The sequence below is a fragment of the Mesorhizobium kowhaii genome (assembly GCF_003253745.1).
Taxonomy (GTDB): domain Bacteria; phylum Pseudomonadota; class Alphaproteobacteria; order Rhizobiales; family Rhizobiaceae; genus Mesorhizobium; species Mesorhizobium kowhaii.
The window spans coordinates 161,070-173,479 of the sequence record NZ_MZXV01000056.1; the positions used below are offsets into that span (position 1 = coordinate 161,070).

At 64.2% G+C, this 12,410-nt stretch carries 10 protein-coding genes and 1 riboswitch; of the genes, 5 read left to right on the top strand and 5 right to left on the bottom strand.

The features are described 5' to 3' along the window. Position 1: 1 nt before the first annotated feature. A complete protein-coding gene (locus tag B5V02_RS26280; RefSeq protein ID WP_111546958.1) occupies positions 2-1,513 on the bottom strand; it encodes a sugar ABC transporter ATP-binding protein in 1,512 nt (503 codons plus the stop codon). Positions 1,514-1,648: 135 nt separating this feature from the next. On the opposite strand from B5V02_RS26280, the gene mtnK reads away from it, so the two are divergent. Together mtnK and mtnA are read left to right on the top strand one after the other, a co-directional pair. Next, positions 1,649-2,920, top strand: coding sequence for an S-methyl-5-thioribose kinase (gene mtnK, locus B5V02_RS26285; RefSeq protein WP_111547202.1), 1,272 nt, complete (start codon positions 1,649-1,651; stop codon positions 2,918-2,920). Then, complete coding sequence (gene mtnA, locus B5V02_RS26290) at positions 2,917-4,011, top strand: S-methyl-5-thioribose-1-phosphate isomerase (protein ID WP_111546959.1); 1,095 nt, start codon at positions 2,917-2,919, stop codon at positions 4,009-4,011. Before mtnK ends, mtnA begins: the two co-directional genes overlap by 4 nt. Positions 4,012-4,030: 19 nt before the next feature. Here the strand turns inward: mtnA and B5V02_RS26295 are convergent, their stop codons facing one another. Further along, on the bottom strand, positions 4,031-4,570 hold the full coding sequence (locus B5V02_RS26295; protein ID WP_111546960.1) for an Lrp/AsnC family transcriptional regulator: 540 nt from the start codon (positions 4,568-4,570) through the stop codon (positions 4,031-4,033). 48 nt (positions 4,571-4,618) lie between these two features. Between B5V02_RS26295 and B5V02_RS26300 the strand changes: the two genes are divergently transcribed. The 3 genes from B5V02_RS26300 (at position 4,619) to fba (ending at position 7,791) form a co-directional block, all read left to right on the top strand. Further along, a complete protein-coding gene (locus B5V02_RS26300; RefSeq protein WP_111546961.1) occupies positions 4,619-5,797 on the top strand; it encodes an MFS transporter in 1,179 nt (392 codons plus the stop codon). 69 nt (positions 5,798-5,866) lie between these two features. Next, positions 5,867-6,013: riboswitch (FMN riboswitch) on the top strand. A gap of 76 nt (positions 6,014-6,089) precedes the next feature. After that, positions 6,090-6,563 (top strand): 6,7-dimethyl-8-ribityllumazine synthase, encoded by a 474-nt coding sequence (locus tag B5V02_RS26305; RefSeq protein WP_111546962.1) that lies wholly within the window; start codon positions 6,090-6,092, stop codon positions 6,561-6,563. A 163-nt stretch (positions 6,564-6,726) separates the two neighbouring features. Continuing rightward, entirely contained in the window at positions 6,727-7,791 is a 1,065-nt protein-coding gene (gene fba, locus B5V02_RS26310) for a class II fructose-bisphosphate aldolase (protein WP_111546963.1), read from the top strand. 59 nt (positions 7,792-7,850) lie between these two features. Here the strand turns inward: fba and B5V02_RS26315 are convergent, their stop codons facing one another. The 3 genes from B5V02_RS26315 to B5V02_RS26325 are packed head-to-tail and all read right to left on the bottom strand — an operon-like array spanning position 7,851 to position 12,400. Continuing rightward, positions 7,851-9,074, bottom strand: a complete 1,224-nt coding sequence (locus tag B5V02_RS26315; protein WP_111547203.1) for a VWA domain-containing protein — start codon at positions 9,072-9,074, stop codon at positions 7,851-7,853. Beyond that, positions 9,067-11,316 (bottom strand): DUF5682 family protein, encoded by a 2,250-nt coding sequence (locus B5V02_RS26320; RefSeq protein ID WP_111546964.1) that lies wholly within the window; start codon positions 11,314-11,316, stop codon positions 9,067-9,069. The genes B5V02_RS26315 and B5V02_RS26320 overlap by 8 nt, the downstream gene beginning before the upstream one ends. 4 nt (positions 11,317-11,320) lie before the next feature. Then, positions 11,321-12,400 (bottom strand): ATP-binding protein, encoded by a 1,080-nt coding sequence (locus B5V02_RS26325; protein WP_111546965.1) that lies wholly within the window; start codon positions 12,398-12,400, stop codon positions 11,321-11,323. Positions 12,401-12,410 lie beyond the last annotated feature (10 nt).

Genomic DNA, 12,410 nt, shown 5'->3' on the forward strand with positions numbered 1-12,410 from the left:
CTCAGGCGGCGCTGTGCAGCGGTCCGCCGGCGACCTCGGCCAGCAGGCGATCGAGATCGACATCGGCGTTGCGATGTTCGCCGACGATGGTCTGTTCGGACATCACCAGGATGCGATCGGCGGTTTCCAGCGCCTCATCGAGTTCGGTGACGAACAGCAGCGTGGCGCGGCCATTGGCGCTTGCCCTCAGCTTGGCGGCAATGTCGCGCCGGGCTGAAATGTCGACGCCCTGGAACGGTTCATCGAGAATGAACAGTCCCGCATCCTGCGCCATCCAGCGGGCGACCATCACCTTCTGCTGGTTGCCGCCGGACAGCGCCGACATCTCGTCCTTCTCGGAGCGGCAGACGATGCCCAGTTCCTCGATCTGCTGGCGCGCGGTGATGCGTTCCAGACGGCGCCTGAGAACGGCGAAACGCGACATGCGCTTGTGAAACGGCAGGCTGATATTTTCCTGGATATTGAAGCCGCCGACGATGCCGTTTTCGCCGCGATCCTTGGCAACGAGGAACACGCCGGCGGCGATCGCCTCGCCTGTCGATCCCGGCGCATAGGGTTTGCCGTTCAGCACCATGGTGCCGGCGACCGGTTTGCGTACGCCAAACAGCGTCTCGGCCAGCGCCGTCTTGCCGACGCCGACGAGACCGGTGATGGCAACGACCTCGCCGTCGCCGAGCGTCAGCGAGATCGGCTTGGCGCCTTGCGCTATGCGCAAACCATCTATCTTGAGGACGATGTCGGCCGAATCCCTGACGACGATCTGGTCGAGGTGGATCTTGCGGCCGAGCATGGCGTTGACCGCGCCTTCATAGTCGAGCGGTTTCTTGTCAAAGACGCCCGAGATGATGCCGTCGCGCATCGAGACGATACGGTCGGCAAGCCGCCTGATATCAGACATGCGGTGCGAGATGTAGAGGATCGCGACGCCCTGCTCGCGCAGCCTGTCGATCAGCGCAAACAGCCGATCGGCTTCGGCGCTGGACAGCGACGAGGTCGGCTCGTCGAGGATCAGCACTTTCGGCTGATGCGCCAAAGCGCGGGCAATCGCCACCATCTGGCGATCGGCCAGAGAAAGATCGCTGACGCGCGCTTTGAGATCGATGGCCAGCCCCATGCGGTCGGCAACGGCCTTTGCCTGGCGACGCACGCGCGCCGGATTGAACAGGAACGGAGCGCCGCTGCCACTCAAGCGGTCGAGGGTCAAATTGGTGGCGACATCGAGATCGGCGACGACACCGTCATTGATGTTCTGGTGAACGGTGACGACGCCGGCGCGGATTGCTTCCGCCGGCGTGTTCGGCGCGAAGGCCTGTCCGGCGAGGCCCATCGTGCCGTCGCCGCGCTCATAGACGCCGCTGATGATCTTGACGAGGGTGGATTTGCCGGCACCGTTGGCGCCCATCAGCACGGTCACTTCGCCGGCATGCAGCTCCAGCGAGACGCCGCCAAGCACCTCGTTCTGGCCAAAGGATTTCCTCAGCCCCTCTGCGCGGAACACGGCATTGCCGACCATGCGTTCCTCCCTGACACGACGCTATGGGCTACATCGGCAATTGTCAACACGATTGACAATTGCCAGATCGCTTCCTAGCTTGGCCCGGCCGCCATGCCTCCGTTATGTTCGGAGCGCATATGCGGGAGGATGACGATGACTGGGAAATTGCAGTTCGAAGCACTGTCGGTCGAGACGCTCCCGACCCGTCTTGGCGACAACGAGGCGTTGCGCGCGAAGATCGGCAAGGACACGAGCGCCTGGAAGGTCCGCGAGGTCGGCGATGGCAACCTCAATCTGGTCTTCATCGTCGAAGGCGCCAGCGGTGCAGCGGTGGTCAAGCAGGCCCTGCCCTATGTCCGCCTGGTCGGCGACAGCTGGCCGCTGCCGCTCAAGCGCTCCTTCTTCGAATACCACGCGCTGACCCGGCAAGAAGCGCGCGCGCCGGGCTCGGTGCCGGCGATCTACCATTTCGATGAAGGCCAGGCGCTGATCATCATGGAGTATCTGTCGCCGCACATCATCCTGCGGCGGGCGCTGATCGAAGGCCGGCAGTTGCCGAACATTGCCAGGGATATCGGCCTGTTCATGGCCCGCACCCTGTTCCGCGGCTCCGACCTGCATATGGCAGCCAAGGACCGCAAGGCCGATCTGGCGCTGTTCGCCGACAATGTCGAACTCTGCGACATCACCGAGAACCTGGTGTTCTCGGACCCCTATTTCGACGCCAGGATGAACCGGCACACCAGCCCGCAATTGGACGGCATCGTCGCGGAACTGCGCGCCGACCGCGACCTCAAGGTCGAGGCGCAGCGGCTGAAGCATATCTTCGCCGCCAATGCCGAAACGCTGCTGCATGGCGACCTGCATTCCGGCTCGATCATGGTCACCGACAGCCAGACGCGGATGATCGATCCGGAGTTCGCCTTCTACGGCCCGATGGCCTTCGATGTCGGCATGCTGCTTGCCAATTTCTGGATGTCCTTCTTCTCGCAGCGTGGCCACGAGCAGATCGGCAAACGCGACGCCATGCGTGCCTATCTGCTCGAGGTGACCGTCGAAACATGGTCGGTGTTCCGCGCCGAGTTCTCGCATCTGTGGCGCACCGAGCGCACCGGCATGCTCTACCAGAAAAGCCTGTTCGAGAATCAGGACGACAGGCTCGGCGCCGAACAGGCGCTCGACCATGTGCTGCACCAGATGTGGACCGACCTGCTCGGCTTTGCCGGCATCGAGATCCACCGGCGCATCCTCGGCCTCGCCCACAATGCCGATTTCGAGACCATTGCCGATGAAGATTTGCGCGCCAGTTGTGAGGCCAAGGCGCTGAAATTCGGCCGTCACCTCGCCGTCAACCGGCGCCAGATCCACAGCATCGACGAGGTCAATCATCTGGCCGCGCTGATCGAACAGGAGAACAGCATTTGAACGTCGGCGACCGCCACTATCGCACCATCTGGCTGAGCGACGACGGGCGTTCGGTGGAGATCATCGACCAGCGCTGGCTGCCGCATGATTTCAGCGTCGAAAGGATCGGCACCGTCGCCGGCATCGCCACCGCGATCCGCGACATGTGGGTGCGCGGCGCGCCGCTGATCGGCGTCACCGCGGCCTATGGCGTCGCCATGCAGATGGCGGACGATCCGTCGGATGCAGCACTTGATGCCGTCTGGGAGACCTTGCACGAGACGCGCCCGACCGCGATCAATCTGCGCTGGGCGCTCGATGAGATGCGGCGCTTCCTCAAGCCGCTGCCAACAGAACAACGCGCCGAAGCCGCCTACCAGCGCGCTGGCGAAATCGCCGATGAGGACGTTGGCCTCAATCGGGCCATCGGCGAGAACGGTCTCGCCATCATCAAGGCCATTGCCGCGCGCAAGCCGAAGGGCGAACCGGTCAACATCCTGACCCACTGCAATGCCGGCTGGCTGGCGACCGTCGATTACGGCACCGCCACCGCGCCGATCTATCTGGCAACCGAGGCCGGCATTCCGGTCCACGTCTATGTCGACGAGACGCGGCCGCGCAACCAAGGCGCCCAACTGACCGCCTGGGAGATGGCCGGCCACGGCGTGCCGCACACACTGATCGTCGACAATGCCGGCGGCCATCTGATGCAGCGCGGCGAGATCGACATGGTCATCGTCGGCACCGACCGCACCACCGCCGACGGCGATGTCTGCAACAAGATCGGCACCTATCTCAAGGCACTTGCCGCCGCCGACAATGACGTGCCGTTCTATGTCGCGCTGCCGTCGCCGACCATCGACTGGACTGTGCATGACGGGCTGGCCGAAATCCCCATCGAGCAGCGCTCGGCCGACGAGGTCTCGCTGGTCTGGGGCAAGACCGCTGCCGGCGAGATTGCCCAGGTGCGCATATCACCCGAGACGACACCCGCGGCAAACCCGGCCTTCGACGTGACACCGGCGCGGCTGGTCACCGGCCTGATCACCGAACGCGGCGTCGCCAAGGCGTCGCGCGAGGGCTTGAAGGCGATGTTTCCCGAGCGCGGCTAAGATCTCACCGCAGGAGCGCCTAATAGAGCGGCTTGCTCATGTGCTTGGGCGTTGGCCACGTCGCGGTCACGCCCGGCTGCACCGGCCGCTCGAGATAGGTCGACAGGACCACGTAGCTGCGCGTCGAGGTGACGCCTGGCGTTTCGTAGAGGCGTGACAGCAACCCTTCGAGCGCTCTGGTGTCCTCGGTGCGGACCTTGAGCAGCATGCAGGTGTCGCCGGCGACGGTGTGGATTTCCTCGACTTCCGGATACTGCGAAACCGCCATCAGTTCCGGGGTCTTTCCCCAACCCTTGGTGTCGATATGCACGAAAGCCAGCAGCGGCTTGCGCACCGCGTTGGGATCGATGATTGCCGCGGTGTTGCGGATGGCGCCGCTGCGCCGCAGCCGCTTGACGCGTTCGTGCGCCGCCGGCGGTGAAAGCCCGACGCGATCACCGAGCTCGGCATAACTGACCGTCGCGTCATCGACCAGGACGCCTAATATTTTTCGGTCGATTGCGTCGAGCTCACGGGCCGCAGACCTGTTCTGCAGAATGCCATCTGTTTCTTCGTCCATGTTGAAATCTCCGGTTGCCGCAGAATTTAATGCGGTCATTATGGTCTTATGTCGAACGCTGATCAAGTTGCACCATTGGCCGCAAGCGCCCGGGAGCCGATCCCGACTCTCGCCTATCTCTTGACCGGATGCATCGCCGTGATCGGCTCGAATTCACTTGTGCTGGGCCCGATCGCACCGGCCGTGGCCTCGTCGTTTGCGACAAGCGTGCCGGTCGTCATGATTGCGGCGGCCGTGTTCGGCCTCGGCACCTCCGCAAGCGCCCTGTTCCTGGCGCGTTACATCGACCGGGTTGGCGCCCGCCGGATGCTGCAGGGCGCATTGCTGTTGCTGGCGATAGCGCTCGTCGCCAGTGCTGCGGCACCGACGGTGATGATGCTGGTCGCGGCGCAACTGCTCGCCGGCATTGCTGCCGGTATCGCCATGCCGGCAATCTATGCGAGTGCGGCAGCCATCGCGCCGCCTGGCCGCGAAAGCGGCACGATCGGCGTCGTGCTGACCGGATGGACGCTCAGCATGGTCGCCGGCGTTTCGCTATCGGCCGTGCTTGCCGATCTCGTGCATTGGCGTGCCGTTTTCGCAGCGGTCGCGCTGCTGGCAACGCTTGCCTTGGCCGGCCTTACACTGTCGTCGCTGAGCGACGTCAGGAAGAGCGGCCCGGCGCCGACACCGCTGGAGGCGCTCGGTATTCCCGGCATCGTACCGCTGCTCATCGCCTGCGCCGCCTTCATGACCGCCTTCTACGGTGTCTACGGCTACCTCGGCGATCACCTTCACAGCGGATTGGGCAAACCGGTGAGTGCCAACGGGTGGGCAGCACTTGCCTATGGCATCGGCTTCGGCACGGCTGCTCTCCTCGACGGCGTCATCGATCGCCTGGGCGCGCGTCGCGTGATGCCGTTTGCCTATCTTCTGGTCGCCGTCGTCTATGTCGCCATGGCCGTGACGAGCGGCAGTTTCGGCCTGACCTTGGCCATGGTGGCGGTCTGGGGGCTTGCCAACCACTTTGGACTGAACGTCCTTGTGATGCGCCTGTCGGCGCTCGATCCGTCACGACGCGGCACGATCATGGGCTTGAACAGCGCCGTGACCTATCTGGCGGTCTTCGTCGGCACCACCGGCTTTGGGCCGCTCTATTCGACCTTCGGTTTTGCGACTTGCGCGACGGTCGCGGCACTGCTGATGCTGGTTGCCGCCGCGGCGGCGGCATGGCGCACAACTAATTGACAGACTGTATTGGCCATCCGCCTTTCACGCGATTGACAGCGGCGCCCTGCCCTTCCATACAAACGGCGTTAATGTTCTCAGGGCGGGGTGAGAGTCCCCACCGGCGGTAAGGGTTTCGGCCCAAGCCCGCGAGCGCTTTCCGACACAATCGGAAAGGTCAGCAGATCCGGTGGATTCCGGAGCCGACGGTTACAGTCCGGATGGAAGAGAGCGAACGGAAGACGGACCGCCTTTGCGGGCCGGATTTTGTATCGTGCGTCCTGATTCTGGTTCGAAACGGAAGGATGGACCCATGAATCAGCATTCCCACAAAGACTATGAAACGACCCGCATCGCCGTCATTCGCGCGCGCTGGCATGCCGACATCGTCGACCAATGCGTGCAGGCGTTCGAGGCGGAACTGGCTGACATCGGAGGCGAGCGCTTCGCTGTCGATGTCTTCGACGTGCCCGGCGCCTACGAGATTCCGCTGCACGCCAAGACCTTGGCCGGGACCGGCCGCTATGCCGCGATCCTCGGCACCGCCTTCGTCGTCAATGGCGGCATCTACCGGCATGAGTTTGTCGCCAGTGCTGTCATCGACGGCATGATGAACGTGCAGCTGTCGACCGGCGTGCCGGTGCTGTCGGCGGTGCTCACCCCGCACAACTACCACGACAGCGCCGAGCATCACCGCTTCTTCTTCGAGCACTTCACCGTCAAGGGCAAGGAAGCGGCCAATGCCTGCGTGCAGATCCTGGCGGCGCGGGAATTGATCGCGGCTTAAGATCACCAAAGAAGCCGGATTTCAGCCCTGCAACAAGAATTGCGATCGACAGGGCCTCTGAAGGTTGCGGTTGGCCTGAAATCCGGCCAGAAGCATCAGGGGCCGACCGGCGACCGGTCGGCCCGCGACGTTGCGCTTGAAACCAGATACGGGAGACTATTGGGTGGCTCGCATAACACTGAGACAATTGCTCGACCACGCCGCCGAATACGGCTACGGCGTGCCCGCTTTCAACATGAACAATATGGAACAGGGCCTCGCCATCATGGAGGCCGCCGAGGAGACCAAGTCGCCGGTCATCCTGCAGGCGAGCCGTGGTGCTCGCGCCTATGCCAATGACGTGGTGCTGGCCAAGCTGATCGACGCGCTGGTCGAAATCCATCCCGACATCCCGGTCTGCATGCATCTCGACCATGGCAACAACGAAGCCACCTGCGTCACTGCAATCCAGTACGGCTTCACCTCTGTCATGATGGACGGATCGCTGAAGGAAGACGGCAAGACGCCGGCCGACTACGGCTACAATTCCGGCATCACCCGCCGCGTCGTCGACATGGCGCATTGGGGTGGCGTTTCCGTCGAAGGCGAGATCGGTGTGCTCGGCTCGCTCGAGAGCGGTGGCGGCGAACAGGAAGACGGCCACGGCGTCGAAGGCGAGATCAGCCACGACCAGCTTTTGACCGACCCGGAACAGGCGGTCGAATTCGTCAAAGACACCCATGTCGATGCGCTGGCTGTTGCCATGGGCACCAGCCACGGCGCCTACAAATTCTCTCGCAAGCCCGATGGCGCGGTGCTGGCCATGAACGTCATCGAGGAGATCCACCGCCGGCTGCCGAACATGCATCTGGTCATGCATGGTTCGTCCTCGGTGCCGGAGGATCTGCAGGAGATCATTAACAAATATGGCGGCCAGATGAAGCCGACCTGGGGCGTGCCGGTCGAGGAGATCCAGCGCGGCATCAAGCACGGCGTGCGCAAGATCAACATCGACACCGACAACCGCATGGCGCTGACCGGCGCCATCCGCAAGGTGCTGACCGAGAACCCGAGCGAGTTCGACCCGCGCAAATATCTGACGCCCGCCATGGCCGCGATGAGGAAGCTCTGCAAGGAGCGCTTCGAGCAGTTCGGCACTGCCGGCAACGCGCAGAAGATCAAGCCGCTGCCGGTCGCCGAAATGGCCAAGCGCTACAAGTCGGGGAGCCTCGACCCGAAGTTCGGCTGAACGCGATCAACCATCCCAGAGCTGCCAGGATGCTCCTGGCAACTCTGGTGGCGGCTATTTCATTCCGGTGTCTCGGTCTCGGCGCGAACCAGCTTGATGTCGGCCCCGGCCGCCCATGAGCCGATATCCTCGCGGCGCAATGCCGCCGCCATCATGTCTGGAAACAGATCCGGCGTGCAGGCAAAGACCGGAATGCCGAGCGCGGCAACCGACCCGGCCATCTTGGGGTCGTAGCCAGGCCTGCCTTGATCGGTCAACGCCAGAAGCACCACGACATTGACGCCGGAACGAACCAGCGCGGCAAGCCGCTGCAGCAATTCCTGACCGTTGCCGCCTTCAAAAAGGTCGGTGATCAGCACCATATGCGACTTGGTCGGCCGTTCGATGCGATCCGCGCAATAAGCGACGGCCTGGTTGATGTCGGTTCCACCGCCAAGCTGCACGCCGAACAGGACTTCGACCGGATCGCTGAGTTCATCGGTGAGATCGACGATGGTCGTGTCGAAGCAGACAAGCCTGGTCCGCACGACGGGTAACGAAGCCATCACCGCGGCGAATATCGAGGCGTAGATCACCGAGCTTGCCATAGAGCCGGACTGATCGACGCACAGCACGACCTCGTCCAGATCGACCAGCCGGCGCTGCTTGCGCAAGAAGCCGACCAGCTTCTCAGGCACGATGGTTTTATGCTCGGGCTGGTAGTGGCGAAGGTTGGCCGAGATGGTCCGCGGCCAGTCGATGTCGCGCTGGCGTGGCCGGTTGGTGCGTTGCGACCGATCGAGCGCGCCGCGGATCGCCTCGGCCGTCTTCTGCTCCAGCCGCCGCATCAGCTTGGCGACGATATCGGCGATGATCGTACGCGCGATGTCCTTGGTCTTGGCCGGCATGACCGAGCGCAGCGAAATCAGGTCGGCAACGAGATTGACGTCCGCCTCGATCGCCTTGAGGAACTCCGGCTCCATCAGCATCTGCTTCAGGTTGAGGCGCTCGAAGGCATCCTTCTGGACGATCTGCACGACCTGCGCGGGAAAGAACGACCTGATATCGCCCATCCACTGTGCCACTCGCGGCGCCGAGCGGCCGAGCCCGCCGCGCCGCTTGCGCGGATCGGCGGCCGCATCGCCGGCACCATCGCCATAGAGCGCATCGAGTGCCGCCGAAAGCCGCTTGTCAGTGTCGGAAAGCGAAGTCGATTTCTCATCATCGGCGCCGATCGCCAGGCGCCAGCGGCGCTCCCGTCCGTCATCGGTCGACGCTTCGCCTATCTCGGCCTCGTCATCCATCGCCATTCCCGCCCATCAGCAAGGGTCCGAGCCGTTCCAGGTGACGGCGCCACGCCTCACCGCCATCCGGCGTTGGTGTCAGTCCGGCCGGCAGGCGTGCGGCGCGGCCGAGCACCGCTTCGATCAACCGCCGCCGCTCCATCGCATCCAGATGCGAAAAGACCCGGCGCAGCAGCGGCAGATGTGCAATGAAGGCATCTTCCTCCAGGGATTTGAGCCAGGCATCGACCGCTCCGCGCAGTGCCTCGTCATGGATGAGCCGTTGACCGGCGGTGCTGAAGAACCCTTCGAAGAACCCTGCAGCCTCCGTGACCGGTGTTCCCGGCGACAGGCGCCGTGCGATCAGGCCCGCCGCGGCGTCGGCGGACAGATGGCCGGCTTCGTAGAGCAGATGCGCGGCACAGCCCGCCACCAGCGCCGTCGAGCGCGATCCATCCAGCACGGCAGCCAGTCCATTGCGCCAGGCGTCCAGCACGTCCTGTTCAGGCTCGACCAGCTTGATCGCCTCGTCGGCCTTGCGCATCGCGCCAACCAGCGCCGAGGAAGCCTGCGCATCGAGGTCGCGAGCGGCATAGGCAAGCGCGATCCCGCCTTCGACGATCAGTCGCTCCAGCAGACCGGACAGGCGGGCCGTTTCCGTCTTGCGCGCCTCGCCATAGCGAATGATGTCGGCGAGCGGCGGCACCGATGCCAGGATTTCCAGGCATTCGCTGCTGCGCGCCGCTCGTTCCTCCAATGCCACGAGACCGGCCGCCGACGCCTCCGACAGGTTTGCCGTGATGGCGCCCTGAACCAGTGCCGCTAGCGCGTCGAGGGATGTCGCCGCGCCGATCATCTGGATCAGCCGGCCATTGGCGGCCTTCTCGATGGTCGGCCCGTAGATCAGGTTCTCGACCAGGCGAACGGCATATTCCGGCTCCCACGAGAGCGCCCATCGCTCGCGAAAGGTGCCGCGGCTGCGTCCGCTGTCGGTCAATTTACCCCAGTGCACGCCAAGCACGTTCAGCCGGTGCAGTAGTGTCGAACGAAACAACCCGCTTTCACTGCGCAAATCGACCGACAGTTCGCGCTCCAGCGCCTCGGGCTTCAGCCGCGCCGCCTTCTGGTTGCGCTGCAGGTCCTCGATCAACGGCGCCAGTGGCGTGTCGGGCGGAATTTCACCGACATCCGCGCCCAGAAGCAGTTCGGCTTCGACCAGCGCCCACAGCAGCGCTTCGCCGTTGAACAGGGCGGCGATCGCGGCGTCGCGCAATTCCTCGAAACCAGGCTTTGGCCGCTCACGGATTGCGGCCAGCGTACGGGCCAGCCGTTCGGCTTCGATCAGCGAGGCGGTCGAGACCATATGTCCCTTCGCTCTCAGCACCGCCGCGATCATCGCGAGCCACAGGGTCGCCGCGTCGTGTCGGCCGCGCGTACGCCAAAGATGCTTGCACCAGCCAGGCGCGACGACGCCCGCGCCATAGCCGAAGCCCAGCGCCAGACGCGGCCCCGTCCATGGCGCCCAGGTCATCGTGCTTTTGCGCCGGGCGAGCCCCTTGAGAAGGGCCTGATCCTCTTTCTGCGGTCGCGTCGCTTGCAACGCAGGCACATGCCAGGCGCCGCAAACGACAGCGATCGGCCCCTCGAATTCCTTGCGCGCGGCGGTGATCTCAAGCCGCATATGCGCTTCCCGCCTGGCCTCGAAGGCGGCAAGTGGACCTTCACCATCCCGCAGCGTCGTCATGGCATCGGATATCGCGGCGAAGATGGGGCCCGGTTGCGGATTCTGCTCGATGATATCAGACCACCAACTCTCGCCATCCTCATAGCCGGCGGCCTGCGCCAGCGTCCCGATCGGGTCACGCAGATGCGGCGCCGTCTCGTTGTCGACGCCGGGCTCCGCTTCACCGGCATTGGCATTTTCCGCGCCGTCAACCGGCGCAACCCGGGCCGATGACGGCAGGTCGATGAACCGCAATGCCGCGTTGTTGCCTACAGCCCACAGGGCGGCCTGGTATTCCGGAGAGAACTCCGCGAAAGGCCAGAAGCTCGTCGAAGCCGGATCGTCTTCCGGATAGCAGAGCAGCGCCACCGGCGGCTGCATTTCGGGGCGGGCAAGCAGCGGCAGCAGCGCGGAGGCATCCGCCGGCCCTTCGATCAGCACCGCGACCGGTTTCAAGTCCTGCAACGCCTGCACCAGGCTGTCGGCGGAGCCGGGCCCGTGATGGCGTATGCCGAAATAGGAAACGTCGCGTTGCGCCATGGCGTCAGATCGCCGCGTTCAAGGCCGCGTAATAGCCGGCATAGTCCGGCCGCTTCTTGAGTACCGTTTCCAGATATTCTTCCAGCACCAACTTGTCCTGCACCGGATCCTTTATGATCGCGCCGACAAGGCTGGCGGCCAGACCTTCGGCGCCGAGCTTGCCGCTGTCGAACCAGGCCGCCTGGCTGAGGCCGCCAACCATGGTGGCGATCGCTTCGGCCGTGGACAGCGAACCGGACGGCGTCTTCAGCGTCACCTTGCCGTCTGATGTCGCACCGGAGCGCAATTCGCGGAAGATGGTCAACACGCGGGCGATCTCCTCGCCGACATTCTTCGGCACCGGCAGGTCGAGACCGCCAGCCATCTCGCCGACCCGCTTCGAGACGATCGCCACTTCTTCCGCCATATCTTCGGGCAATGGCAGCACGACGACATTGAAGCGGCGCTTCAGTGCCGATGACAGCTCGTTGACGCCCTTGTCGCGGTTGTTGGCCGTGGCGATGATGTTGAAACCGCGCTGCGCATAGATCGACGTGTTGAGTTCCGGGATCGGCATCATCTTTTCGGACAGCACGGTGATCAGCGTGTCCTGCACATCGGAGCCCATGCGCGTCAGTTCCTCGAGGCGGCACAGTTTTCCGTCTTGCATGGCGCGGTAAAGCGGCGTCGGCACCAGCGCCTCCTGGCTTGGGCCCTTGGCCAGAAGCTGCGCATAGTTCCAGCCATAGCGGATCTGGTTCTCGTCGGTGCCGGCCGTGCACTGCACGATCAGCGTCGAGTCACCCATGATGGCTGCCGCAAGATGCTCCGACACCCAGGATTTGGCGGTGCCCGGCACGCCGAGCAGCAGCAGCGCGCGATCGGTGGCGAGCGTCGCCACGGCGGTCTCCATCAGCCGGCGACGGCCGACATATTTGGGCGTTATCAGCGTCCCGTCATCAGCCTTTCCGCCGAGCAGATAGGTGAGAACCGCCTTTGGCGAAAGGCTCCACCCGGCAGGCCTTTGCCGGTCGTCGTTGCGCGCGAGCGCCTGCAACTCGGCGGCATAGGCCTGCTCGACCGGAAGACGGATGGCTGCGTTCATTTGCTGTTCT

Coding starts and splice junctions, on each gene's coding strand:
- B5V02_RS26320 (WP_111546964.1), bottom strand. CDS start 11,316: ATGGCGCAACGCGACGTTTCCTATTTCGGCATACGCCATCACGGGCCC.
- B5V02_RS26315 (WP_111547203.1), bottom strand. CDS start 9,074: ATGGATGACGAGGCCGAGATAGGCGAAGCGTCGACCGATGACGGACGG.
- B5V02_RS26280 (WP_111546958.1), bottom strand. CDS start 1,513: ATGGTCGGCAATGCCGTGTTCCGCGCAGAGGGGCTGAGGAAATCCTTT.
- mtnK (WP_111547202.1), top strand. CDS start 1,649: ATGACTGGGAAATTGCAGTTCGAAGCACTGTCGGTCGAGACGCTCCCG.
- B5V02_RS26295 (WP_111546960.1), bottom strand. CDS start 4,570: ATGGACGAAGAAACAGATGGCATTCTGCAGAACAGGTCTGCGGCCCGT.
- B5V02_RS26325 (WP_111546965.1), bottom strand. CDS start 12,400: ATGAACGCAGCCATCCGTCTTCCGGTCGAGCAGGCCTATGCCGCCGAG.
- B5V02_RS26300 (WP_111546961.1), top strand. CDS start 4,619: ATGTCGAACGCTGATCAAGTTGCACCATTGGCCGCAAGCGCCCGGGAG.
- B5V02_RS26305 (WP_111546962.1), top strand. CDS start 6,090: ATGAATCAGCATTCCCACAAAGACTATGAAACGACCCGCATCGCCGTC.